Source organism: Sphingobacterium yanglingense, from assembly GCF_004363245.1.
GTDB lineage: Bacteria > Bacteroidota > Bacteroidia > Sphingobacteriales > Sphingobacteriaceae > Sphingobacterium > Sphingobacterium yanglingense.
The window spans coordinates 129,960-155,448 of the sequence record NZ_SNYV01000001.1; the positions used below are offsets into that span (position 1 = coordinate 129,960).

General features: G+C 41.2%; 16 protein-coding genes. 9 read left to right on the forward strand and 7 right to left on the reverse strand.

Going from position 1 to position 25,489, the window contains the following annotated elements; all coding sequences use genetic code 11:
- Nucleotides 1-21 precede the first annotated feature (21 nt).
- Nucleotides 22-6,000 carry an alpha-2-macroglobulin family protein gene (locus tag CLV99_RS00545; protein ID WP_133582536.1) on the reverse strand — a complete coding sequence of 1,993 codons (5,979 nt, stop codon included), beginning with the start codon at nt 5,998-6,000 and terminating at the stop codon, nt 22-24.
- A 189-nt stretch (nt 6,001-6,189) separates the two neighbouring features.
- On the opposite strand from CLV99_RS00545, the gene CLV99_RS00550 reads away from it, so the two are divergent.
- A complete protein-coding gene (locus CLV99_RS00550; protein WP_133582537.1) occupies nt 6,190-6,771 on the forward strand; it encodes a pentapeptide repeat-containing protein in 582 nt (193 codons plus the stop codon).
- 5 nt (nt 6,772-6,776) lie between these two features.
- On the opposite strand, the gene CLV99_RS00555 is transcribed toward CLV99_RS00550, so the two are convergent.
- The gene (locus CLV99_RS00555) at nt 6,777-7,676 is read right to left on the reverse strand and encodes a LysR family transcriptional regulator (RefSeq protein ID WP_133582538.1); all 900 of its coding nucleotides are present in this window, start codon (nt 7,674-7,676) and stop codon (nt 6,777-6,779) included.
- A gap of 78 nt (nt 7,677-7,754) precedes the next feature.
- Here CLV99_RS00555 and hutH point away from each other — a divergent pair, with 78 nt between their 5' ends.
- The 7 genes from hutH to CLV99_RS00590 all read left to right on the forward strand — a co-directional run bounded on the left by hutH (nt 7,755) and on the right by CLV99_RS00590 (nt 18,338).
- Nucleotides 7,755-9,314, forward strand: a complete 1,560-nt coding sequence (gene hutH / locus CLV99_RS00560; RefSeq protein ID WP_133582539.1) for a histidine ammonia-lyase — start codon at nt 7,755-7,757, stop codon at nt 9,312-9,314.
- 2 nt (nt 9,315-9,316) lie between these two features.
- Complete coding sequence (gene hutI / locus CLV99_RS00565) at nt 9,317-10,564, forward strand: imidazolonepropionase (protein WP_133582540.1); 1,248 nt, start codon at nt 9,317-9,319, stop codon at nt 10,562-10,564.
- A gap of 2 nt (nt 10,565-10,566) precedes the next feature.
- Entirely contained in the window at nt 10,567-12,573 is a 2,007-nt protein-coding gene (locus tag CLV99_RS00570; protein WP_133582541.1) for a urocanate hydratase, read from the forward strand.
- Nucleotides 12,574-12,579: 6 nt separating this feature from the next.
- Nucleotides 12,580-13,539 carry a formimidoylglutamase gene (gene hutG / locus CLV99_RS00575; RefSeq protein WP_133582542.1) on the forward strand — a complete coding sequence of 320 codons (960 nt, stop codon included), beginning with the start codon at nt 12,580-12,582 and terminating at the stop codon, nt 13,537-13,539.
- Between the two features lie 137 nt (nt 13,540-13,676).
- The gene (locus tag CLV99_RS00580; protein ID WP_133582543.1) at nt 13,677-14,555 is read left to right on the forward strand and encodes a pirin family protein; all 879 of its coding nucleotides are present in this window, start codon (nt 13,677-13,679) and stop codon (nt 14,553-14,555) included.
- 194 nt (nt 14,556-14,749) lie between these two features.
- Nucleotides 14,750-17,545, forward strand: a complete 2,796-nt coding sequence (locus CLV99_RS00585; protein ID WP_133582544.1) for a TonB-dependent receptor — start codon at nt 14,750-14,752, stop codon at nt 17,543-17,545.
- Nucleotide 17,546: 1 nt separating this feature from the next.
- Nucleotides 17,547-18,338 carry a GLPGLI family protein gene (locus CLV99_RS00590; protein ID WP_133582545.1) on the forward strand — a complete coding sequence of 264 codons (792 nt, stop codon included), beginning with the start codon at nt 17,547-17,549 and terminating at the stop codon, nt 18,336-18,338.
- 9 nt (nt 18,339-18,347) lie between these two features.
- On the opposite strand, the gene CLV99_RS00595 is transcribed toward CLV99_RS00590, so the two are convergent.
- From CLV99_RS00595 to amaB, 5 genes are all read right to left on the reverse strand, one after another.
- The gene (locus CLV99_RS00595; protein WP_133582546.1) at nt 18,348-19,172 is read right to left on the reverse strand and encodes a sulfurtransferase; all 825 of its coding nucleotides are present in this window, start codon (nt 19,170-19,172) and stop codon (nt 18,348-18,350) included.
- A gap of 43 nt (nt 19,173-19,215) precedes the next feature.
- Nucleotides 19,216-19,809 carry a hypothetical protein gene (locus CLV99_RS00600; RefSeq protein WP_133582547.1) on the reverse strand — a complete coding sequence of 198 codons (594 nt, stop codon included), beginning with the start codon at nt 19,807-19,809 and terminating at the stop codon, nt 19,216-19,218.
- Entirely contained in the window at nt 19,809-20,624 is an 816-nt protein-coding gene (locus CLV99_RS00605; protein WP_133582548.1) for a metallophosphoesterase family protein, read from the reverse strand. Before CLV99_RS00605 ends, CLV99_RS00600 begins: the two co-directional genes overlap by 1 nt.
- Before the next feature lie 264 nt (nt 20,625-20,888).
- Complete coding sequence (lat, locus tag CLV99_RS00610; RefSeq protein ID WP_246032667.1) at nt 20,889-22,178, reverse strand: L-lysine 6-transaminase; 1,290 nt, start codon at nt 22,176-22,178, stop codon at nt 20,889-20,891.
- A gap of 12 nt (nt 22,179-22,190) precedes the next feature.
- Nucleotides 22,191-23,720, reverse strand: coding sequence for an L-piperidine-6-carboxylate dehydrogenase (gene amaB / locus CLV99_RS00615; protein WP_133582550.1), 1,530 nt, complete (start codon nt 23,718-23,720; stop codon nt 22,191-22,193).
- A 105-nt stretch (nt 23,721-23,825) separates the two neighbouring features.
- On the opposite strand from amaB, the gene CLV99_RS00620 reads away from it, so the two are divergent.
- Nucleotides 23,826-24,989: an acyl-CoA dehydrogenase family protein gene (locus CLV99_RS00620; protein ID WP_133582551.1), complete on the forward strand. Its 1,164-nt coding sequence runs from the start codon at nt 23,826-23,828 to the stop codon at nt 24,987-24,989.
- Nucleotides 24,990-25,489: the final 500 nt, after the last annotated feature.

Genomic DNA, 25,489 nt, shown 5'->3' on the forward strand with positions numbered 1-25,489 from the left:
TGCGTCTATTATACAAGTGCGTTAAGGCACGATGACGAGTTGTATGTTCGCCGATCTCGCATTCACTGTCGGATCATACATGCATTCAATACTACTGATCCCTGAGTTGAATATGCCGATATTGTTTGTTTTTATTTCATATTCAAACTCTCTTTTTCCTTTTCCTAGATGGTCAAAGAAATAGTTGGTCGAAGCATCTTTCATGCTGAAATAATACCCTTGCCACCAACGGTATCCCGAAGGTTGATAGATTGGCTCCACACCCGATGGGCGGCTGTCTTTTAGATGAACGTATTGTAGTGGAGCATCATTTATAACAATGATCTTAACTTTGATACGCTCACCCAGTCTAGCCTCTTTGGTCTCTACCCAAGTCCCGTTGCGTTCTACCAGGTATTGCTTCTGAACAGAGAGGGCATTGGTGTTCCGCTTCACTTCGGAAAGCGGAACAAAATACTGGTGATAGATCCCGCCGTATATCGTTCTATTGTTGTTGTTTTGAATAGCAAGCTGTTTGTCTTTTTCCAGTGCAGACCGATCGAAATCTAGTGATACTTGGCCCAATACGATATCTTTAGTGTCCGTCTGTTGGCGGTCAACAAGTACGTTTACCTTGTTATCCAAGCTAAAGTCATCGGGATTATTAGCGATTAGTAGCGCATAGATGGCATCTACCGTCATCCAGGTACTGCTCCAATGGTTTACTTGTTTTTTATAGTATAACCATTGGGTTATGGCCTGAAGCTGAGAAGGGTCGTTTAGTTTGTAGGCTTCAACAAGGTACGACTGCATACTTACAGCATCATAAGCACGGTCGTTGCTCGGCCAGTACATTCCTCTGTCTTTATCATGGACGACCTCCTGACTAATTCTGTTCTTTAGTTCATTTGATTGTTTGGCGTTACCATACAATTGGTTGACTACCCATGCTTTGGCTGCTAAACCTGCCGATCCTTTGGCGGTCACTTCTGGGGCTTTTACCAACTTATTGGTGAGCTGTTGGATGCTGTTGCCCTGAGGCTTGAAATAACTTGTCCAGTAATGGCGGGCATAGAGGTAACTCAGAGCGAGCTCTATAGATGCCTTTGGATTAAAGATACTACTGTCCTGGTCTAGGTACTGGGTGAGATTTTCCATTGCATCTAGCATGTCCGAATCCACTAGACTATGGTCGAGGTGGAGCACTTTACCCACGATTTCGAGCATGCGTATAGAGATACGACTATCTACTTTTCCTCCTTGAAGCCAGCTGAACCCTCCTTCGTCAATTTGGTTCTGCAGTATCTTTTTTTCTACGGAGTTAATTTCCCCTTGGATGTCGCTATTGAAAAGGCTAGCAATAGCTGCTAATTTTTCTTTTTCACTTTTTATAGCTCGTAACCATGGCATTTCCTCTTGTTTCAATTCGCTTAGACTACTGTTTTCTTCGAGTTTGCTTTTGCTTTGATCCTTGTCTAGTGTTTTGAAGTAAGTGGCAATTTCTGGATAGTTCTTCTCCATATATTGTACCATCTTCAGACCAAACCACTTGCTACCACTCTGTTCGGTGGATTCGTAAGGATAGTTCTTCAGATAGTCTAGTGTTGCGATAATTTCTAGAATAGGATTACGCTGTATTTGTACTTTAGCATGTAGATTGTCTTTTCTAGCGCTGTTTAGGTCGTAATCTTTAGATTCTCTAGGCTTCAGTATTATCTTTTCCGTATCCGAAATTAATACCTTATTGGAAAGTATCGGTAATTCTGCAATTTCACCATCAGAAAATGAATCCGTAGCGGCTACGATTTTAATCTGTACTGTAGGTATATGTGCCGGTACTTTAAGTTTCCATTCGACAATGCTATTGCTTGTGGCAGGTACTTCGAAAGCCGTCATGCTATTTCCTGCCAAAAATAGATTGGTAATGTTTGTATCGTTTTCTGGGTTAAGTATTTCAATCCGTGCATTGCCTTTCAATGCTTGCTTACTTATATTCTGTACCTGTGCTTTCAATGTGATTTCATCTCCCTCTCTGAAATACCGAGGTAGATTAGGACGTACCATCAGCTGTTTCTGTGTTTGGCTGATGAATGTCGCGTCGCCGGATGTAAGATCTTTGCGGTGCGCAAATAAGAGCAGTTTCCATTTCGTGAGTGCTTCGGGACTGTCAAATTCGAAGTTGATATTGCCCTCTGCGTCGGTGTACAACGTCGGGAAGAAAAATGCAGTCTCCTGTAAGTTGGTGCGTGTCTGCGCTTGGTCCAACAGATCTTGTTTCTTTTTACCTTCTTTAGTTGTAACAAGAATGACCCCATTTGCAGCTTTGGAACCATATAGAGCTACTGCCGCAGCATCTTTGAGTACTTCTAATTTTTCAATCTGATCTGCTGAGAAATTTTCAAGCACAAAGCCGTCGATGATTTCCCCATCTACAACGTATAGTGGAGTTGATTGTCCTGGGCTGGCTGCTCCTCGTATACGCAGATTCTCCACTTCAGCCCGTAGTTTAGGATCTCTTAACTCATCATACATAGCTACGCTTTCAAATACCCCTTCAACACCTTTTGTTGATCCAGTAGCAACGCCAGATACCATCTTTTTTTGCCTGCCTCCGACAGTGACGATAACTTCATCTAGTGAGTTGAAATCGTTAAAAAACTGTTGGTTGTTTAGGAGTCCACCAGTGAATAGGCCATAGGTATAAATAGGAGATAGTCCATTTCCTAAGGTCGGTAGCCTATTGTCTTTATAGAATGTTGAGTTGGAATAATCGTCTTTGTAGAAGCCGTTAATGAGGTAATAATACTGGATATTATCAAAATAAGGGGTATTCAGTGGTAATGACGAAGGGAAGGTGTTGTTGGCAAATACATCCAAGGCGCTGTCGTACATCGTAGCCAACACCTCTGCTTCGGATACTGGTAGATCTTTCTGCGCGATACTGAAACTCCACTTTTCCTTTTGGCCAGGGGTGATTTTATCTCTAAATGTTTTAGCAGTAATTCGTAAGAGTTTATCCTGTCGGAGCACTGGTATAGCTGTCGATGTGATAGCCAACTTATTGTTCACGACTAATAAGGCTGTAAAAGAGATATTGGGCGATACCTGTTCTTTTTCTAGCGTGAAGGTGTAGGTCGCTTGACCATTTTTTATAGCCAACAGTTGGGTTGGCTTTTTTGATGCTCCAAGGGAACTGAATAAATAGAGGTATTTGGCATTTTTCTCATCCGTTTGATAGGTGATGGTGACTTTGTCCCCAATGCTATAGTTTGTCTTGTCGGTATTGGCTATCAAGAACTCGTTATTGCTGACTTTTTTAGTGACTGCATCGTACAGCTGTACGTAATTGGTCGCTCTTATGGTGTCTCCATCTTGTATGCTGATGGCTTCGATCATATAGCGCCCTTTGGCAAATAGATTGGAGTCTATCTGGACCAAACCGGTGTCGCGTGTGTCGAAGTCGTAGGACGCGAGCAATTCTTTTTGTGGTTCTTTTTGTAATAGGCTCCGATCAAATGTTGTTGGAAAATATCTTTCGTATTCCTCAATGCTCAAGAGATGGCATTCGAGGTTGCCGAATATCTGGCTACTTTCTCTGGTCATGACTGTCGTTGGTTGACTCAAACGGTATATATTGACCTTACCAGAAAACAGAAGTGGTTGGTGATTTTGATTGGTGGTCTTAATGGTCAAATTTTTCCATTTTTTCTCCTCCATTCGGCTGCTGGTCTGGATTTGAATCTGCCATGGGCGAGTAGAGAAACTGTACTGCCCGCCTGCGGCTTGCATCTCACCGCTCTGACTGGTTACTTCGGCATTATATTGTAGGTAGAAATTATCCAAACCTTTAAAAGTAGAATCCATTAGAGCCACCTTAAAGGCAAACTTCCCTTCTGCATCAGTGGTCATGGTGGTGTCTATATAAGTAACATATTGGCGGTGCTTGTTACTATAGAATGTGATGTTGTATTTTACTGTTGCATCCGGCAATGCTGCTCCAGATAGCATTTCTACAGAACCTGTAAATACGGCTGTATCTCGGAGTGTATAAGTCTCTTTGTTCGTATCAAACGTTACTTTGAAAGTCGGTCTTTTGTACTCCTCGACCTGGAAATAATGGGAGCCTTGCTCTTTGCCCTTATGTAGAGCTACGATTCTGAATGACCCTGTCAATGTCTTGTTGGGCAAAATAAAACTCCCATTTATCGAACCATAAGCATTGCTGCTCAGGGTCAAAGAGTCTATTTTCTGATAATTGGCATCGTGAAGATAAATCTTTAGCTCTTCTTTTTCCATCACTTTGCCCAATAGCGCGTGACTATTGTACAAGATGCTTTTAAAGTAAACGCGTTGTCCCGGTCTGTAGATAGCCCTATCTGTCAGCGTCTGTATCGAAATTTGATTACTTTCGTCCGGTTGCGGTCTATTGTAAACATGACGGCCTATGGTTTTTAATCTACTGAGGTCGATCAATTGATTTTCCTGTGGGAGATAGAGCAGGTAATCACCAAATTCTCGTTGCTGTTTAGAAGCATACGAAAACTCACCTTTTGTATCGGTGCGTAGTCCCTGAACCAGATCTAGGGTATTGTAACGGTTCAGTTCATATAACTGTATTTTTTGATCAGTATAAGGCTTGCCCGACATTCGGTCTAGTAATAGTCCTTTAAATAAGGTACTATTGTCATCGGCTTTATCTTGACTGGCCGAAATAAAAAGGTCGGAAATGATAATTTGCTGATTTACGACTTCGAGATACAGGCCATCATCTTTAAAGTCCTTGTTGTTGGATACTAGAACCGTGTAATTGCCAAATGGAAGCGGGTTCAATTTGTACAGGGTACTATGGCTTTGATAGTCTGTAAAGGACTTCAACGACAGTGACTCCTCATATACAAGTTTTGCATCTAAGCTCGTCTGATGGGTCAGTGAATCATATTTAACATCGAAAGTTCGATACGATTTTAGCGTATTGCTGGTGTTGTAGACGCGGATGTAGAGACTGTCTGCATTTGAGGTACTGATTCTAATTGGTGTATATTGATTGGCAGGAGCAAATGATTTGGCGGTAAGTTGGATGTTAACCTGTTTGATTACTTTTAAAAGGTTCTTTGCTTCGTCAATCCAAGGCGACTCGGGATATTCTGTTAAGGCTTGATTAACGTATTTTAAAGCTTCCTTTTTGTTATTCCGACTATTGTAGATTCCAGCTACTTGAGCTAATAGGTAAGCATTGTAATCGCTTTTGTTTTTTGCAATAATGTCCAAATAGTTGGTTGTTGTCTCAAGGGCCGTACCATAGGCATAGGAATTACCCTGTTTCAGCGAATGCACATAAGACGTCGCATTGGCGTATCCCTTACTTTGATTGATCGCAATAATGTTTTGTTTTAACTTATTTACTTTGTCTTCATTGTCCCGCTGATAGGTGGCGAGAAAATCGATGTATTGGTACGCTAAAAAATGATATAAGGTAGGGGATAACGATACGTTTTGGATGGAGACAAATAGGTCCCCCCATTTTTCTAAAGGAGCTTGGAGTAAAGACTCTTTTGGTTCAAGAGAAAGGTTGAATAAGGAATCGATGTGTTTTATTTTTTGTTTGCTGTCGCTCGCAATAAAGTCATTGTCTGTGTCGCTGAGGTATCGGTTTATATTAGAGGCAAGAAATAGCGCGTAAAAATTATTCAGTATTGCTTTTTCTACTGCGGATGCCTGCTTGATCTGCTGCTGAAAATATTTCTCGATTTCGACAAACGAGCTGTCATTGGTACGATTGACCTTCTTTGTCTGGCCTTCGGCAACAATAGCGCGTATCCATTCTGCTGAATTGTCCTTGCGGCGGGCTTCGGCCTTAATGTCTGCGAGGACGGGCAGCATTTGCTCATAGTTCCTGATGGAGATAAGTCGTTCTATTTCTTTCCATTTAGGGGATGGAGTAGAAGTGGTCTGTGCTACTCCTATAAAAGGCAGTAGGCAGATAAATAATAAGTAAAAGTACGCTTTGATCAGTCGCTTCATATATAATGAGATTGTATTTACTAAAAAATAACTACGTTTTGTAGAATGGATGCACTAACAGCCGTAGTTCCATAAATGGAGTGTAAAATTATGCACTCAAGTTACGGCTTTTTGAAAAACAAGTGAAATAATTCCTACCTTAAGCAGGGAATCACAGACCTTGATTAGGTTTTGAAAATTGGATAGAATATGAGTGCAGAAATTATTACGCATACCGATAAAACCTTTCAACAGGTCGATTATTCAGAGAAGGAACTCCGTAATAGGGAGTTTGTCCGTTGCCATTTTGTAGGCTGTGATTTTTCTAAGAGTGATTTAAGAACCAATGATTTTGAAGAATGTACGTTTGAAACCTGCAACCTATCTATGGCCAATTTGCGAGGTGTGGGACTGCGCAATGTTATTTTCAAGGATTGCAAGATTATGGGGGTAGATTTCTCTTCGCTCAACAAGTTTATGTTCTCTTTTTCTTTTGAAAAATGCCAGCTTGACTATTCTATATTTTATGGTGCAAATCTAAAAAAGATGCGGTTTTTGAAGTGTTCCTTACGTGAAGTGGATTTTAGTGAGTCAGACTTATCTGCAAGTGTTTTTATAGAGTGCGACTTATTAGGAGCTACTTTTATAGGAACAAACATCGAAAAGGTCGATTTCAGAACATCTGCAAATCTGATTCTCGATCTGGAGCTCAATAAGGTGAAAAAAGCAAAGTTCACCATCTATCAATTGGAACTCTTATTATTAAAGTATGATTTAACAATAGAAAGCTAAGCGAATTAAATCAAATTTAGTAATTCTTTGACCTCTTCAAGTAATGTTGGTACGCCAGGGTTACGGTTCTCTTGATTCCAGACTAGACTAAGGGTGGTGCGCTGCCGTATATGTTCGAGTTCGATAAAATCAACATCTGTACTGTAACCGTTTTTTAATGAAGAGGGAACAATCGCTACGCCAAGTCCTTGAGATACTAGATTGAATATACTCAGGGCATTGACTGTACGCAGGGTGACATGAGGTACAAAATCGTGGTCTCGAAATATACTCATGACCAGATCATAGTAGGAAATACTATAAGCTTTTGAAAACAGGATGAAAGGTTCATCTTTGAAGTCTGTCAGCTGAAGATTGTGCTTTGATTTGAGTGGGTGATTCTTTGGGATGACAAGTGCGAAGTGTTCGGTCAGGATAGGTAATGATTTTATGTGGGGAGGTGTACCATCGATACGCACAAAACCAAAATCCAATTCATTGCGCCCTAGCATCTCGAGTTGCATCTCATTGCTGAGTTCATTGAGGGTGATGTCGATCAAAGGCTGTTTTTGCTTTAGTGAAGCCAATAGTTTGGGCAGCATCGTCTGTACTGCAGAACCAATAAATCCTAATTTGAGCGATGTTATCTTTCCTTCGGCAATCTTTTCAATCTGTGTTTGGATATTGCTGAGCTGGCTGAACAATAGTTCGACTTCTTGTAAAAGGTATTTGCCGGCCTCAGTCAATTGCACGGCACGCTTACTTCGTTCAAAGAGTGTAGTCCTATAGATACTTTCCATCTGTTTAATCTGTCTACTCAGTCCAGGCTGGGAGATGAAAAGCCGATCTGCAGCTTTACGAAAATGAAGTTCTTCGGCCAGAACTCTGAAGTAATGGAGGTGTCGAAGCTCTATTTGATAATTCATAGTTATTAATAGTTGACTTAAATGGTATTACCAGTTATCAAATATACCTGTTAAATTTGAGATAAAACGAAAGATCAGATGAACACATTTAAATACGGAGTTGATTTTTTACAGAGCTCCATTGCTTTAGGTATAGCAAGAGGTACAGTTGAAGGAATCTTAACGGAAGAAGTAGTAAAGGATATCGAGAAAAGTGCAGGCTATGTGCGGGAAATTGTGGATTCGGGTAAGGTGGTGTACGGTATAAATACAGGTTTTGGTCCGCTTTGTACAACATTGATTGACGCCAATGATACCCGTAAGCTACAAGAGAACATCCTGATGAGTCATGCTGTGGGAGTCGGAGAGCCCATTGAAAAGGAACTGTCCAAGTTGATGATGATTTTGAAGGTACATGCGTTGTCCAAAGGTTTCTCAGGTGTGCAATTAAGCACGGTAGAGCGTATTATCTGGCATATTCAGAATGATATCGTACCGGTTGTGCCGAAACAGGGGTCGGTCGGCGCTTCTGGTGATCTAGCGCCATTGTCGCATCTATTCTTGCCTTTGATTGGTCTTGGGAAGGTGTTTTACAAAGGTGAAGTCTGTAATACGGCCGATGTCTTGAACGAACTGCAGATGAAGCCTGTCGCGTTGGGAGCTAAAGAAGGCTTAGCATTGATCAACGGGACACAGTTTATGGCTGCACATGGTGTGAAGGCTGTTGTCGAGATGAACAGATTGATGAATAATGCGGATTTGATTGCAACGTTAATGATTGAGGGGCTGAATGGCTCCATCAAACCGTTCTTTAGTGAGTTACATCAGTTGAGACCTTATAAAGGGAATGTATTTGTAGCTTCCACGATATATAACCTTTTGTCGGGATCTGCAATTTTAGAGTCACATAAAAATTGTTCTAGAGTACAGGATCCGTATTCGATGCGCTGTATACCACAGGTGCATGGCGCATCCCGCAATGCTTGGCTTCATTTTAAAGAAATTATTGAAACCGAGATTAATGCAGTAACGGACAATCCAATCATTATAAATAGCGAGTTGACTATAAGTGGAGGCTCATTCCATGGACAGCCTATCGCGCTGCCGTTGGACTATGCAACACTTGCTGTTAGTGAGTTGGGGAATATCTCCGATCGCAGGGTATATCTTTCCCTAGAAGGAGAAACAAATGGGGTGCCTAAATTGTTGATGAAGTCAACAGGTCTAAACTCAGGTTTTATGATTTTGCAGTATACTACTGCAGCTATAGCTAGCGAGAATAAAGGGCTTTGTTTCCCCGCTTCGGCAGATAGTATACCAACTTCGATGGGGCAGGAAGATCATGTGAGTATGGGATCGATATCCGGTCGAAAGTTGTTACAGGTTATTGACAATGTGGATAAGATATTAAGTGTAGAGTTGCTTTGTGCGGCCCAAGCTAAAGATTTTCATAGTCCATTGCAATCTACAGCCGTTGTTGAAGCACTACATCAACATATCCGCAAGCACATTCCTCATCTGGAAGAAGATCAACCGATGCAGGATATTTTGGAGAAGGCATTAGCCTTAGTGAAATCGGGCGAACTGGTTGAACTAGCTAAAGCTACGGCGGGGAACGCATATTTTGGTGCAGGTGTTGAATATTTTGAAAACTATTAGGCATGAATGAAATACTTATAGGTCCTTTTAGGCAGTTATTGACCATGCGTGATTTGCCCCTAAAAGGTGCTCTGGACGACAGTCAGCTGGAAGTCATCGAAGAGAGCGGTTTATGGATCGAAAATGGGAAAGTCAAAACCGTCGGAAATTTTGAAGCTCTCCGTAGTCAGGTAGGTGGTGCAGTAGAAGTGCAGTTGATTACGGAGGATAAGGTGTGTTTACCTTCTTTTGTTGACTGCCATACGCATATCGCTTTTGGGGGCAACCGGGCTAATGATTTTGCAATGCGTAATGCTGGAAGCTCCTATTTGGAAATTGCACAAGCGGGTGGAGGTATTTGGAGTACGGTCAAGCATACACGTGAGGCGACACAGGACGAATTGAAGGAATTGACAAAACGTAGAGCCAGCTATCTTTTGCAGCAAGGAATTACTACCGTGGAGGTTAAAAGTGGTTATGGGCTTAATAGAGATGAAGAGCTGAAAACACTACGGGCAATTAAGGAGGCTAATGCTGAATTGGCAATGGACCTAGTCCCTACCTGCTTGGCTGCGCATATGAAACCGAAGGATTTTGAAGGGACGGCAAAAGAATATCTTGCGATTATGGCTACGGAACTTTTCCCTACGTTGAAGGAAGAAAAATTGACTGGACGTATCGATGCATTTATAGAACAGACTGCTTTTTCGGCAGAAGATATTCAGGATTATTTCCAAGTTGCGAAAGATATGGGTTTTATGATTACCGTACATGCAGATCAATTTAGCACCTCTGGTTCTGAGGTCGCTGTTGCTTTTGATGCGGTATCTGCCGATCACTTGGAAGCATCAACAGATGCGGAGATTGCATTGCTTGCCGATTCGGATGTGGTTGCTGTGGCGTTGCCGGCAGCCTCATTGGGGATCGGTTGTGCATTTACACCTGCTAGGCGTTTATTGGACGCAGGTGCTTCATTGGCGATTGCAACAGATTGGAATCCTGGTTCCGCGCCTATGGGACAGCTTATCGCATCGGCCAGTATTCTGGCAACGATGGAGAAACTTTCCAATGCCGAAGTGTTGGCCGCAGTTACTTTTAGAGCGGCACAGGCCTTGGATCTCTCCGATAGAGGTCGATTGGTCGAAGGGCAGTTGGCCGACTTCGTCATTTATGATACAAATAATTATCAGAATATCACTTACCTACAAGGAGCATTACAGCCATCGGCTGTCTGGAAGAATGGGGCAGAGGTTCTATCTAATATAAAATAGTCATGCAGAAGTTTAAAGATGAAATAATACAAGGTATACCGAATCAATTGCCTGCTAAAGTGGCGTTAGATGCTTCGGTGAGTCACGCTCCGGTGCGTAAGCCGATACTTACAAAAGATGAAGAGCGATTGGCTATTGCAAACGCACTGCGTTATTTTCCTGCAGTATGGCATGAGGAACTAGCGGCAGATTTTCTAGAGGAGTTGAGAAGCTATGGACGTATCTATATGTATCGCTTTCGCCCGACATATGCGATGTACGCCCGGCCAATAGAAGAGTATCCAGCGCAAAGCCACCAAACGGCAGCAATTATGCTGATGATACAGAATAATTTGGATCCTGCAGTGGCACAACACCCGCATGAGCTGATTACCTACGGGGGCAATGGTGCTGTATTCCAAAACTGGGCACAGTATCTGTTGACGATGCAATATTTGGCAAAGATGACGGAAGAACAGACACTGCACATGTATTCGGGACACCCAATGGGCTTGTTCCCTTCCTCGGCTTTGGCCCCAAGAGTTGTAGTGACCAACGGAATGATGATTCCTAATTATTCCAAACCAGATGATTGGGAGCGTTTCAATGCCCTAGGCGTTACCCAGTATGGACAGATGACAGCAGGTTCGTATATGTATATCGGTCCACAGGGAATTGTACATGGTACAACCATTACCGTGATGAATGCTTTTCGTAAGCATCTCAAGCAAGGAGATAATTCGCGGGGCAAAGTATTCCTTACTTCGGGGTTAGGAGGTATGAGTGGTGCGCAACCGAAAGCGGGAAATATCGCTAGTTGTGTTACCGTATGTGCGGAAGTAAACCCGGCAGCAGCACGCAAAAGACATGAACAAGGTTGGGTAGATGAACTGCAGGAAGATATACAGGAACTTATAATCCGCGTGAAGCAGGCTATTCAAAATGAAGAAGTGGTTTCATTGGCCTATATTGGTAATGTAGTGGACGTGTGGGAGGCTTTCTATGAACAGGAGGTTTTTGTTACGGTAGGTTCAGACCAGACGTCTTTGCATAATCCTTGGTCGGGTGGATATTATCCGGTTGGATATAGCTTTGAGGATGCAAATAGGATGATTGCAGAAGAACCAGACGAGTTTAAAAAAGCAGTACAAAAATCTTTGGTGAGACAGGCTAATGCTATCAATAAGCACGCTGCACGTGGAACTTATTTCTTCGATTATGGAAACGCTTTTCTGTTGGAAGCTTCACGTGCCGGAGCTGATGTATTGGCTATAGATGGTATTAACTTTAAATACCCATCTTATGTACAGGACATTCTCGGTCCGATGTGTTTTGACTATGGCTTTGGACCATTCCGTTGGGTGTGTACTTCAGGGAGGCCCGAAGATCTTCGTACGACCGACCGAATTGCTCTGGACGTGATGAAGGAATTACAAAAGCAAGCTCCAGAGGAAATTAAACAGCAGCTCGCGGATAATATAAAATGGATAGCGGATGCAGAAGAGAACCGCTTAGTGGTCGGTTCCCAAGCGCGTATCCTGTATGCCGATGCATTGGGCCGTACCCGGATTGCAAAAGCATTTAACGATGCGGTGCAAACTGGGCAATTGTCTGCACCTGTCGTATTGGGTAGGGATCACCATGATGTGAGTGGTACAGATTCGCCTTATCGGGAGACGAGTAATATCTATGATGGTAGTAAATTTACGGCTGATATGGCGATACATAATGTAATCGGTGATAGTTTCAGGGGAGCTACCTGGGTTTCTATTCATAATGGTGGCGGTGTAGGATGGGGCGAGGTTATCAACGGAGGTTTTGGTATGTTGTTAGATGGTTCTGCCGCTGCGGAAGAGAAATTGCGCAATATGCTGTTCTTTGATGTTAATAACGGAATCGCACGCAGAGCTTGGGCAAGGAATAAAGAGGCTATGCAGGCGATAGAAACGGAACTGAAACGGAGCCCTACATTGAAGGTGACAAAAGCCGAATTGGTAGATGCTGCAGTACTGGATAAACTTTTTGGATAGGTCAATATGAAGGCATTATATCAGTCTGGAAATCCTGAGCAGTGGACAGGTCGTGTCGATGGGACCGAGTCGGGTTTACGACGCTGGCACCAAGAGGTACATTGTGTGAATCTGGATGAGAAACAGGATTTAAAAAATGCGGTTGTATTATTAGGTTTTTGTTGTGATGAAGGAGTTCGTCGTAATCAGGGAAGAGTAGGCGCTAAGGATGGACCTGCCCAGTTTCGAAAAGTATTGGCCGGATTACCTGTTCATTTCTCTGAACAAATCCGGTTACTGGATGGTGGGGATGTGTATTGTTATGGCACCGAGCTGGAGGCGGCCCAACAGAGACTGGCTGAGCTTGTTTCTACGATTCGTCTGCAAGGAGGCTTCCCACTCTTACTAGGTGGGGGCCATGAAATTACCTATGCGCATTTTAAGGGCTTGCACATGAATAGTGATTCCATCGGAATCATTAATATCGATGCCCATCTGGATATTCGTCCGCTTAAAGATGGAGTAGGAAATTCGGGTACAGGATTTTACCAGATTGCTGATGATTTATCACGTATCGATAAGCCGTTGCACTATTTAGCTTTAGGAATTCAGGATATTTCTAATACCCAGTCATTATTAGCTTATGCGGAAGGTAAGGGGACGAAGATTATAAAGGCAGAGGATGTGCAAGCGGATAATGTTCAGGAAATAATTGCGGCCGTGCAAAAATTTGCGACTCAGGTAGATCAAGTTTACCTAACTATCGATTTGGATGCTTTTGCGGCACCTTATGCTCCGGGAGTGAGCGCTTTGGCTTTTAATGGTATTATTCCAGACATAACCTTCCAGCGGATTTTTCAAGCGATAATCAAGCTGCCTAATTTGGCAAGTATGGATATTGCTGAGTTAAATCCAGTGTATGATATTGATCAAAGAACTACCAAGTTAGGCTCTGATCTGATTTTTAAGTTCCTACAGAAGTTTTAGAATAAGATAATCTACAGTATAAATGGGCACCCCTAAAAGGTGCCCATTTATAGTATGAGGTTATTTTTCAAATGTTCTTAACAGTATTACTGACATATATTACGTAACTTTAGGTATAAAAATGGAGGAGATAGCGTATGTCAAATATTGATTTTATAAGAGAAGAAACCGCCGCCAATATCGGTAATTTTTTTGTTGGTAGACTATTACCTTTTCGGCAGAAGAGATCAATAGGCCCGTTTGTTTTTATTGACCATATGGGGCCAGCGTGTCTAGCCGAACACGAAAACCTGGATGTTGGTCCCCACCCGCATATTGGACTTTCTACGCTAACATACCTTTTTGATGGTGCAATATTTCACCGGGACAGTTTAGGTACGGCAATGGAGATCAAGCCGGGAGCTGTAAATTGGATGACTGCAGGTAAAGGGGTGACGCATTCGGAGCGTACACCTGAATACCTCCGTCATAAGGATAAATTTATGCACGGTTTACAGATCTGGGTCGCGCTCCCGAAGGAATTAGAATTTATGGATCCAGAGTTTCATCATACTGAAGCACAAGATATACCTGCTTGGGAACAGGATGGGGTATCCTATAAACTGATAGCAGGACAGGCATTTGGAAAGCAGTCTCCAGTTCCAGTATATAGTAAGTTGTATATGATTGAAATCAAGACTGGGAAAAAAGATGCCTTCATCGATATCCGTGGAGAACTCTATGGCGAAAGCGGGCTTTATATTCTAGAAGGCGATATTGAAAGCAATGGATTTGATTATGGATCGAAGCAGATTTTGATTACCAAGGATGCCCATCTCTGCTCGTTTACAATGAAAGCTAATACCACAGTGTATATTTTTGGAGGGGAACCTTTTCCGGAAGAACGGTTTATCTCATGGAACTTTGTGGCTACAGATCGAGCGATTAATGAAGAAGCTAAGCAGAAGTGGATTGCACGAGAATTTCCGAAAGTACCAGGTGACGATGATTATGTACCGTATCCAGGTGTTGGGTAGCAAAGTATAAAAAAGGCTGACAGTTCTGTCGGCCTTTTTTATATCCTATTGGTTAATTAATAGAATAATTTAAGGTGTTATATTTAACTTTTTTATAACTATATTTTAACTTTTTTTTTACGAATTATTATTAACTAAATATTTAGTTTTGGATTGGTGAGATTATATCTCCCTTTATTATAAACTTTTATGCTATGAATCCAAACCTAGTATTGCTACTTTTTGTGTGCCTCCTTTTTATGAGTTTTTTTTCGGTTTCTGCACAGACCAAAGTTTCAGGACAAGTCGTTGATGGAGCTGATAACCGTAAACTTGAGAAAGCATCTATTGCACTTTTGAATGCAAAGGACTCTATTCTTGTCCGGTTTACATGGGCTAAAGAAAACGGAGGCTTTTCACTTGCCAACCTAGACACTGGAAGTTATAAATTACTGGTGTCCTATCCTCAATATGCGGATTTTGTTCAAGATTTGCTATTAGATGCTACAGGAAAGGAGTTGGGAGTTATTAAGCTTTCTAAAGTTGCTTTATTGATCGAAGAGGTGGAGGTAATGGGTAGAATGCCTGTTGTAATAAAGGGGGATACTATAGAGTATGACGCTGGGAGTTTTAAAGTGGAGAAGGGTGCTAAAGTAGAAGATTTGCTTAAGGTTCTTCCAGGAATAACCATGGATGCTAGTGGACGAATTACTGCCCAAGGGAAGGAAGTGAAAAAAGTCTTACTGGATGGGGAAGAGTTTTTTGGTGATGATCCTACGCTGATCACGAAAAATATACGATCCGACATGGTAAGTAAAGTGCAGGTCTATGAAAAAAAATCTGATCTCGCGATGAGAACAGGCATTGATGATGGTGAACGAACGCAAACTATCGACATTAAATTAAAGGAAGATAAAAAGAAAGGCATGTTTGGTCAGGTATTAGGTGGGATGGGAACCGATAAATACTATGCCGGAAAGGCAATGGCTAATAGGTTTAAGGGAACGCAAAAAATAGCAGCATATGGAATAATAGCGAATGATGGATTGGTTGGCCTCGGGTTTGAGGATGGGCAAAAATATGGAGTGAATGGAAGTGCCAACGTAACTGTAATGGACGGAGGTGGGATAATGATTACCTCTGATGGAGGTTTTGATGGATCAGATTCCTGGAGTGGTAATTACCGGGGAGCAGGTGTGCCCAAAGCCTTGAATATGGGATTTAGTTTTTCGGACAAGTCTAAGAATGATAAGCATAAATTGAATGTAAACTACAAAAGGAATCAAATGGATGTCCAAAATCTGAATAGATATGAAGCACAGGAAAGCTATCCGGAAAATACAACCTTGGATAATGCCACTACCACAACCAACAATCAGGATAAGTCACATCAAGTTAATATGCGCTATGATTTCAACATAGACTCTTTGTCTTCAGGAACAGTTCGCCTTGGGTACAGTCGAAAAAATCTTGACAATAAAGAAGAAAAGGAAACAGATCGTCGAAATCTGGCCAATGAATTAATTAACGAGATGACGAATAGGAGTAATACAATCAGCACGAATGAAAATCTTAGTCTTGATTTTTTATTGACTAGAAAATTTAAAAAAGATAAACGGTCAATGACATTGAATGCAAATGTTAGATCGAATCAGACGGATGGTAATACCAATTATTATTCAAAGGCTGAATATCATTCTACAGGGATAAAAACTGAAATTGATCAGTTTAAACGTGATGAAGTAGGTGCTAAAGTGTTTACTACCTCCTTAAATTATACAGAGCCATTGAGTAAGAACCTTACGGCTACGTTGGGATACTCGTTTCAAAAAAATAACGCTACCAACTTAAACCAATCTTTTGATAAGGATCCAGCAACAGGGGACTACACCCTGTTAGATTTGCAGGTCTTGAATAATTTTCGTGTCAACAGTTCAAAAAATACAGCTAATACAGGGTTAAACTTTAAAAATGACCTTTGGACTATCAACGTCAGTAACAGATTAGATTTTGAAGATGTGAGTCGGACCTATAACAATCTAAATACACAGCTGCAGCGATCACAGACATCTGTTAATCCCATGTTCTATGCGGGGTATAAGCTGTCAAAGAGTAAAAATATCAGTTTTAGATACTACGGACGTACAGTACAGCCTGACTTGACACAGATTGAGCCCTTAAAGCAAAATGCGAATCAATTGGTTAATTATCTGGATAATCCTGATCTGTCTACAGGGTTCAGTAATTCCTATTCTCTGGATTTTAATTCTTATCGACCGTTGAAAGACCGTAGTTTATACCTCTATGGAGGTGCCAATCAAAGCATCAATAGTATCAATAGTAAGGTTCGTTATTACTCAGAGACTGGAAAAAGGGATATTTCGTTTGTTAATATTGATAAGCAAAATTGGTCAGCACATATGGGAGGAGGCTATCGTATGCCTCTATTCCGTAAAATAGGTGTTAATATAAATACCGGTCTATCGGCAAACTTTAATAATACTTATAATTATTTGTCTACAGGCCAGGAAGAGCCCGAATTGAATAATACCGAGCGATTTAGTTTTGGCCCTTCGCTGGGTGTCAGTCGGTACAGAGCTAATAAGATGGATTTTTCTGTAGATCTTAGGCCGGGAATACAGGTTCTTAACTCATCATTGCAGTCTGAGTTGAATAGCACTACTTTTACGCTGTCCTCCAGTTCAAATTTAACCTATTACTTTCCTAAAGATTTTAAAATTGCAGTCGAGATTGATCAATCCTATCAAGGAGCAACCGAAACGCTTAAGGCTTTCAGTACTTTCAACATGACTGGATATGTTTCTAAGAAATTCTTGAAAGACAAATCAATGGAAGCCCAGTTTTTCGTGAATGATATCTTGAATAAAAATAACGGTATAAATCGTTATCAGAATGGCTATTCCTTTGTGCAGACAAGTAATGATGTCTTGAAACGTTATGGGATGTTTAAACTGATTTACAATTTTACAACTATGAAAGGAGGTAACTAAGATGGTTAGAGTAGCGTTATTGTTTATATTTCTGAACATCATATTGATTGATGTACAAGCGCAGTATGTTTTTTTTCCAAATAGTGGGACGATCACATATGAGCGTAAGTTTCATGTGCAAAATTATTTAAAACGCAATCACCTAAATAAGGCAGATCTCGATACTTGGGATAAGATGTTTGTAGATGAGGTGGTGAAAAATGGCCCAATGGAAATAGGAACTAAGCACAGTCTTACTTTTTATGATGGAGAGACGTTGTTTGAAACGATCAAAGAAGACTATCCTTCTAACTATAGGAGTGCCTTAAATTATCTTCCAGTGCTTAATGACTCAAAAACCTATAAAAATCAAAAAACGAATATGTTTTCGAGGTTAATTCATTTCAGTGGTGATGAGATTTTATTGGAAGATACGATTCCCGTTGTCAAATGGAGGTACACAGATGAGTATCGAAATATAGCTGGATATGACTGTCGAAGGGCTAATGGAGTAGTACAGGACTCTATTTATGTAGTTGCTTTTTTTACAAATCAGATCGCAATGTCTGGTGGGCCTGAACTCATCCAAGGGTTGCCCGGTATGATATTGGGGCTGTCTATACCTGGGTGGAATATAAATATGTTTGCTACTCAAGTCGAATTAAACAACAAATCAATTTCAGGGCAACTGACTAAAAGTAAAAAAGTACAACCGAAATCTAAAAAGGAGACAAGGGAATTGTTGAGGAGGTCTGTTTATGAATGGATGGAAGAAGATGTCTTTCAAAAGCAATGGAGTAAGTACTTGTTTTAAAACAAGTACTTACTCCATTGGCAAAGCGTGGTCTGCTCCCCATTCAGCACAAGAACCATCGTAAACAGCGATGTTGTTGACTCCTGTTTGATATGCCGCTAATGCTAAAATTGAGGCGGTGATTCCTGATCCACAGGAAAATATATTCTGTTTGTGGTTCGAGATATGTGTGGTGAACAAAGTCTCAAGCGCTTTTTTTTCTTTTAGATATGCGCCATCTAAAACCCGATCAAAAGGTATGTTGCTAGAGGTCGGGATATGTCCTGAGCGTACCCCCGACCTAGGCTCAGGGGCTGTCCCGTTGAATCGACCCTCCCCTCGAGCATCTATAATCGTCGCGCTCTGTGTTTCTAAGGAAGCCAATATAGTATCTTTATCTGCAAACCATTGAGATTGAGGGGAGGCTATAAAATTCCCGAGTTTAGTTGTGGTTAGATAATCCGATACAACCGGAAGCTGGGCTTGTTGCCATGCTTTTATTCCACCATTTAGCACATAGGTCTGCTTGTGCCCCATGTAGCGAAACATCCACCATGCACGGGGACTCGAATATACGCCCCAACGGTCATAGACGACAATGATACTATCTTGGTCAATGCCGAGTTGCTGTGTCTGTTCGGTAAAAGTGGCTGCACTCACCATCGTGTGTGGAAGTCCTGAACTATGATCTGAAAAACAACCTTCGATATCGAAAAATAAAGAATTGGGAATCAAATCTTTATTGTATTCATCGATTTTCTCATTGACTTTGTCTATGGTGGCATCAAGAATAATAAGTTTAGGATTAGAGCTCAGCTCCTTCAATGATTGTATGTTGATTAAAGGTGATTCCATGATCGTTGTTTTGATGTTAAATATACGCCGTGCATTTGAAACTTTAAAGAGAAACTTCCTGTTTTAAATGATAGACTATTCCTATACCAATATTCCAGATTTCTCGAAATGAAACTGCCTTCGGGCTTTTAACAAAATTGATAACCCGTTTGTCGGTCGTTCCAATTTCGTAGTATAGCCCCCATTTTTTGTGACGTAATTCACTGCCTAGAGTAAGTCCGATGTTGATGGCGGTCGGAAAATAATAATAACCATCATCATAGTGTCTAGGGAGGTTGGAAAAATAGCTTCTGCCAAAAGAGTAGTTGTACCATAAGCCGACATTTAACCATTCAATCTGGATTGTAGGACCATATCGATGGTTCATCGTACTATATTGCCCTTTGACCGTGACGGAGTGTATTGGTTTGTCTGCTGCATAGCGAGCTGGGACAAAGCCATAGAGGAATGCGCCTTTCCAATGTTTGTTGGGGGTAACATACCGTACCCCTGTAGAGAACATGCCTATATTCCCTGCAAATTGTAGAATGGTACTGTTGGGTATGAACTTGTAAAGTTTGCTTGTCGTTGAATCTATGGTCTCGGCCGATAGGGAGAATGACAATAAGAGGCAAAGAAAAAATGTAATCCAGCGCATTAGTAGAATTTTTGTTGTATTTGCATGTCCTTAGGAGAAATAGTAACCTTTACGTATTGTCTCTTCTGTAGAGTGGGAACAGTGAGGTATTGTACGCCATCGGTATACGGTTCCTCAAGTACGTAATTGTGGGTGTGCCCATGTATAGATAAGCGACTCTTTTTGTTTGAGGCCAAGATTTTGGTGAAGTCGTTCTTTAAAGCCGGATCAAAGTCTGTGGTCATCGGTGCTACATGTGAAAGGTAAATTGTATTGTTTTCTGCGCTACTATTTATCTCTTGTTGGAGCCAACTCAAATTAGGTAAACTACCATCAAAGCGAACCTCTCTACTGTTACTATTGAAGACAATGAACCTGTAGTCTCCATAATTAAAACTAAAATTCTCAGGACCAAATAGCTTTTTAAAGATTGTTCTACCATTACTGAGCATGTCATGGTTTCCTATGCATCCTACAACCGGAAACTTAAGTTTTCTGACATCATCATAGTAGAGATTGTACTCAAAATTAGCACCATAGTCCGTGAAATCACCTCCGTGTACTAAAAAAGCGATACTATCCATAGTGTAGGTGCTATTGACATGCGCAACAAAGGATTCAAGTTCATCATAAGCTACTTGAGTATCCGAAAAGATTAAGAAGCTGAAGGTGTCATGAGGTATCAACTGTTTTATCCGGGCTATTGCCTTTAGGTTGATGTCTCGGTCCAAAGGTTTGACTTCAAGAACAGAAAACTGAAAATTTCGGTTACATGAAATAAGTGAAACCATGACTGACATAGCGAGGGGAAGAAAGAAGTGTCTGCGTAAATACATGATAGTATGTTTAAACTATTTGTGTTTTTAAGCAAAGTAATGAGTTTATTAATTGAACAAAGTAATCAAAAGGTCAAAAATAGTTTTATGACTTTTATTCGTTGAAAGGCTTGTGTTTTAATCGGAAGGAAAATAAATAAAGTCTGTACTTTGAAATGCTTTATTTGGTAGGAAACAAAAAAGCTGTCAAAAGGATTTTTGGAATATACCTTTTGACAGCTATGAGATGCTTAAACCAAAAGAATTAAGGTCTAGCGCGAACGATTATTTTAAGCAATTGCGGATGATGGCAAATGCTTTGTCTATATCTTCAATCGTAACCGTGAGGTGTGGTCTAAAGCGTACACTTTTATCGCCACATCCTAATATTAATAGTTTGTTGTCAAGTGTTTTGGAGATAAACTCATCCCGGGATTTTTCAGTATCAAAATCAAATGCAGTAAGTAAACCTTTACCACGCGCGTTGGACAGTTGTGGAAAATCTTTGACCAATTGTTCGATCTGCTGTAAGATGTATTTTCCTTTTTCATCTGCCTTGGCCACTAAGTTTTCTTGCTCGATGACTTCTAGAATCAACTTGAAGCGTACCATATCTACGAGGTTTCCACCGAATGTTGAATTGATCCGGCTGGATTCCTTGAAAACATTTTTTTCGACACGGTCAAATTTTTCCTGATTAGCGAGTATACCACAGACTTGTGTTTTCTTGCCAAAAGCAATCACATCAGGGATGATGCCGTAATGTTGGTATCCCCACATTTTGCCAGTCATTGCGATACCAGTCTGTACTTCATCTAGAATAAGGATGATGTCATTTTGGTCACAGATCTCTCTTAGCTTTTGGAAGAATTCTTTTCTGAAGTGGTTATCTCCCCCTTCGGCCTGTATAGTTTCGATAATCAAACATGCGATATCTTCTGGGCGATTGGTGATAGCTGCATTGATTTCTGCAATCGCCTGGTTTTCCAATGTTATAGTCTCTGCCAGATTGCTTTCATTAATTGGGAACTTCAATTTAGGATTCGTGATACGAGGCCAGTTGAACTTCGGGAAGTACATGTATTTTTTAGGATCTTTCGTATTAGTCAAAGATAGCGTATACCCCGAACGGCCATGGAATGCCTGTTTGAAGTGGATGACCTGACTGGCCTCATGTTCTATTCCTTTAGATAGGTTGATTCTTGTTTTCCAGTCAAACCCTGCTTTTAATGCATTCTCCACAGCTAAAGAGCCTCCATCGATAAAGAAACAATAACTAAGTTCTTTAGGGATAGCTACACGTGAAAACGTATCCAAAAAGTCAGCATATATCGTAGGATAGATATCTGATAAGGCAAGTTTATTGATTGCAGCATCTTTTAATACCTCAGCATTTTTGAGGATATGGGGGTGGTTGTATCCGATTGGAGATGAGGCAAACATACTGAACATGTCTAAGTATTCGTTGCCATCTACATCAGCAATATAAGAGCCATGTGATTTCTCTAGATCGATTACAACAGGAAATCCATCTGCTAGTATATGTTTTGCCAATCTTTGGTGTACTTCTCTCATAATTTTTTGTTTTTAAAGGTCAAACTTAATTCCTTGTGCTAGTGGTAAGCTAGTGGTGTAGTTGATCGTGTTGGTCTGACGACGCATGTATACCTTCCATGCATCAGAACCTGATTCGCGACCTCCTCCGGTTTCTTTTTCGCCACCAAAGGCACCACCGATCTCTGCTCCAGAAGTACCAATATTAACATTGGCAATACCACAGTCAGACCCATTTTGGCTCAAAAATAATTCCGATTCACGTAGACTTGAGGTCATAATTGCAGAGGATAGTCCTTGTTTCACACCATTTTGTAGCGTGATTGCATTATCGACTTCACCACTGTATTTGATGAGGTATAAGATAGGGGCGAACGTTTCATCTTGTACGATTTGATAGTGGTTCTCCACCTCCGCGATCACAGGAGTCACGTAACAGCCACTTTCATAACCTTTACCGCTTAAGACCTTCCCTTCAACTAATATTTTACCACCTTGCTCTTTGATCTTGTCCAATGCATTCAAGTACATTTGTACTGCATCCGTATCAATCAATGGTCCCATGTGATGTTTGGTGTCCAACGGGTCCCCAATTTTCACTTGTTTGTAAGCATCAGTCAATGCCTTCTTTACCTTGTCATAAATACTATCATGGACGATCAATCTTCTAGTACTGGTACAGCGTTGGCCAGCAGTTCCTACTGCTCCAAATACTGCCCCTATAATGGTCATCTTCAAGTCGGCACTTGGTGTCACAATGATTGCATTGTTTCCTCCTAGTTCCAGTAATGTTTTTCCTAGACGCTGAGCAACTGTGGTCGCCACCAATTTACCCATTCTCGTAGAACCCGTAGCGGATACTAATGGGATGCGCTGATCTTCCGAAATCCATTTTCCAACCTCAGCATCCCCAGTTATTACCGAAGAGATACCTTCTGGAAGTTTGTTGGCTTTAAGGATATCCGCTATGATTTTTTGACATGCGACTGCACAAAGTGGTGTCTTTTCTGAAGGTTTCCAAACAACGACATCACCACATACTAAAGCCAGAGCAGCATTCCAGGACCAAACGGCAACAGGAAAATTGAAGGCAGTAATGATACCTACAATCCCAAGTGGATGGTATTGGTCATACATACGGTGCCCAGGTCTCTCTGAATGGATTGTGTTGCCATATAGCTGACGGGAAAGCCCCACTGCAAAATCGCATATATCGATCATTTCCTGGACTTCGCCAAGTCCTTCTTGATAAGATTTTCCCATTTCGTAGGAGACTAATTTACCTAGTACAGGTTTTAGTTCTCTTAGCTTTTCGCCCAATTGGCGAACTATCTCTCCACGTTTTGGAGCTGGAATGTCTCTCCAGATAAGTTTAGCCTTTTCAGCTTCACTGATTACTTTGTCGTATTCTTTACGCGTTGTTGATTGAACTTTTGCAATAAGCTTACCATTGGTTGGTGAAAAAGAAGAAATGATATCTCCTTTTGCAAACCACTTGCTCCCTGTCGATGTACCTAGGTTGTCAATCTCGATTCCTAGTGTTTTTAATTCTTTAATTGTCATAATATGGTTTATATTATTCGAAATTTTCATAAATATAGAGAATAATATTTATAATATACTCTTTTCTGTTGAATATTTGATATTTTTACGGAAAGCCAGTAAGACATGAACAGCACTGTAGATTATTTTAAAGTAGAAGATCTCTTAGGAGAAGAGTATCTTTTGATTCGTGATACAATCCGTGATTTTGTACGAGTAGAAATTTTACCTACTATCGATCAAAAAGCACAGCATCATGAAGAAATCCCGGGCCTGATGAAGAAATTAGGAAGTGTAGGTGCCTTGGGGCCCTTTGTCCCGAGTGCTTACGGAGGGGCAGGGCTTGATTACATGGCTTACGGTGTGATTATGCAAGAGTTGGAAGCCGGAGATTCGGCTATCCGTTCGGCAGCATCAGTACAGTCTTCTTTGGTCATGTATCCGATATATACTTTTGGATCCGAAACGCAAAAAAATAAATATTTACCAATGTTGGCTTCGGGGGATTGGGTGGGGGCTTTTGGACTTACCGAGCCCAATCATGGATCTGATCCTTCAAGTATGGAAACCCGTTTGGTGAAAGATGGTGAGGGGTACCGATTGAATGGGGCAAAGACTTGGATTACGAATGCGCCAATTTGTGACCTTGCTGTAGTATGGGCCAAAGATGAGGATGGGAAGGTGAACGGTGTAATCGTAGAACGGGCGGATGCTGGGTTTTCTACGCCTGAAATTAAAGACAAATGGTCGTTAAGAGCATCTCGGACTGGAGAGCTGGTGTTTGATAATATATATATACCTTCTGATAGGTTGCTGCCAGAAGTCTCATCCATGCGCGGGCCATTGTCCTGTTTGAATTCGGCGCGTTATGGTATTTCTTGGGGAGTCATCGGAGCCGCTATTGATTGCTATCAAGTGGCTTTGCAATACGCTTTGGAAAGAACGCAGTTTGGTAAACCCATAGCGGCATATCAGTTGCAGCAGAAAAAACTGGCAGAAATGGTTACCGAAATTACAAAGGCTCAATTACTGTCGTGGCGTCTAGGTGTCTTGAAAAATGACAATAGGGCTACGCCGCAGCAGATATCTATGGCTAAACGTAACAATGTGAACATGGCCTTGCAGGTGGCGCGAGAATCCAGACAGATTCTAGGGGCTATGGGAATTGTAGGGGGTTACCCAATTATGCGTCACATGATGAATCTGGAGTCCGTCATTACTTACGAAGGGACACACGATGTGCACCTATTGATTACTGGACAAGATATCACCGGAATCAGCGGCTTTTAATTTCATGCAAAACCTCCTGCTATAATATGTTTTAGTAAGGTTTACCGTTTAAAAACTCTTTTGAATATCGAAAAGGTCTTTTTTGTTTTGAGAGCTTAATGCTTATCTGAAGGATAGGAAAGTGGTCAGTAAAGGAATTTGTAGGGGAGATAAGGCTGAGATATTATTAATTTATGCCTTTTGTGCAGTCCATGGTGCCTGTTTGTTTTCTTTTTTCAATTTTATCGTTCAATGTTCCAGTGTTTTATGGCTTATGCGATAAAATACTTTGCGGGATGTCTTTGAAATATGGTCTGAAAGTCCCTATCTTTGCACCACTCCGCGAGGGAGGGACGGTTCTTCGGAACGATGACATAAGGTAGAAAGAGGGATTTTTTCGGTTTTATCCGATAGATTTTATCCTCAGCAATCTTCTCCGAAAATATTTTAAAATAAAATTTGGAGGTTTAAAAAAGATTCCTACCTTTGCAGTCCCAACGGAAACGAAGGGCGGTCACCGC

Excerpts from the sequence above, each read along its gene's own strand:
- CLV99_RS00585 (WP_133582544.1), top strand. The coding sequence starts at position 14,750 with ATGAATCCAAACCTAGTATTGCTACTTTTTGTGTGCCTCCTTTTTATG.
- hutI (WP_133582540.1), top strand. The coding sequence starts at position 9,317 with ATGAATGAAATACTTATAGGTCCTTTTAGGCAGTTATTGACCATGCGT.
- CLV99_RS00550 (WP_133582537.1), top strand. The coding sequence starts at position 6,190 with ATGAGTGCAGAAATTATTACGCATACCGATAAAACCTTTCAACAGGTC.
- CLV99_RS00555 (WP_133582538.1), bottom strand. The coding sequence starts at position 7,676 with ATGAATTATCAAATAGAGCTTCGACACCTCCATTACTTCAGAGTTCTG.
- CLV99_RS00600 (WP_133582547.1), bottom strand. The coding sequence starts at position 19,809 with ATGCGCTGGATTACATTTTTTCTTTGCCTCTTATTGTCATTCTCCCTA.
- CLV99_RS00605 (WP_133582548.1), bottom strand. The coding sequence starts at position 20,624 with ATGTATTTACGCAGACACTTCTTTCTTCCCCTCGCTATGTCAGTCATG.
- CLV99_RS00620 (WP_133582551.1), top strand. The coding sequence starts at position 23,826 with ATGAACAGCACTGTAGATTATTTTAAAGTAGAAGATCTCTTAGGAGAA.
- hutG (WP_133582542.1), top strand. The coding sequence starts at position 12,580 with ATGAAGGCATTATATCAGTCTGGAAATCCTGAGCAGTGGACAGGTCGT.
- CLV99_RS00580 (WP_133582543.1), top strand. The coding sequence starts at position 13,677 with ATGTCAAATATTGATTTTATAAGAGAAGAAACCGCCGCCAATATCGGT.
- CLV99_RS00570 (WP_133582541.1), top strand. The coding sequence starts at position 10,567 with ATGCAGAAGTTTAAAGATGAAATAATACAAGGTATACCGAATCAATTG.
- CLV99_RS00545 (WP_133582536.1), bottom strand. The coding sequence starts at position 6,000 with ATGAAGCGACTGATCAAAGCGTACTTTTACTTATTATTTATCTGCCTA.
- lat (WP_246032667.1), bottom strand. The coding sequence starts at position 22,178 with ATGAGAGAAGTACACCAAAGATTGGCAAAACATATACTAGCAGATGGA.
- amaB (WP_133582550.1), bottom strand. The coding sequence starts at position 23,720 with ATGACAATTAAAGAATTAAAAACACTAGGAATCGAGATTGACAACCTA.
- hutH (WP_133582539.1), top strand. The coding sequence starts at position 7,755 with ATGAACACATTTAAATACGGAGTTGATTTTTTACAGAGCTCCATTGCT.
- CLV99_RS00590 (WP_133582545.1), top strand. The coding sequence starts at position 17,547 with ATGGTTAGAGTAGCGTTATTGTTTATATTTCTGAACATCATATTGATT.
- CLV99_RS00595 (WP_133582546.1), bottom strand. The coding sequence starts at position 19,172 with ATGGAATCACCTTTAATCAACATACAATCATTGAAGGAGCTGAGCTCT.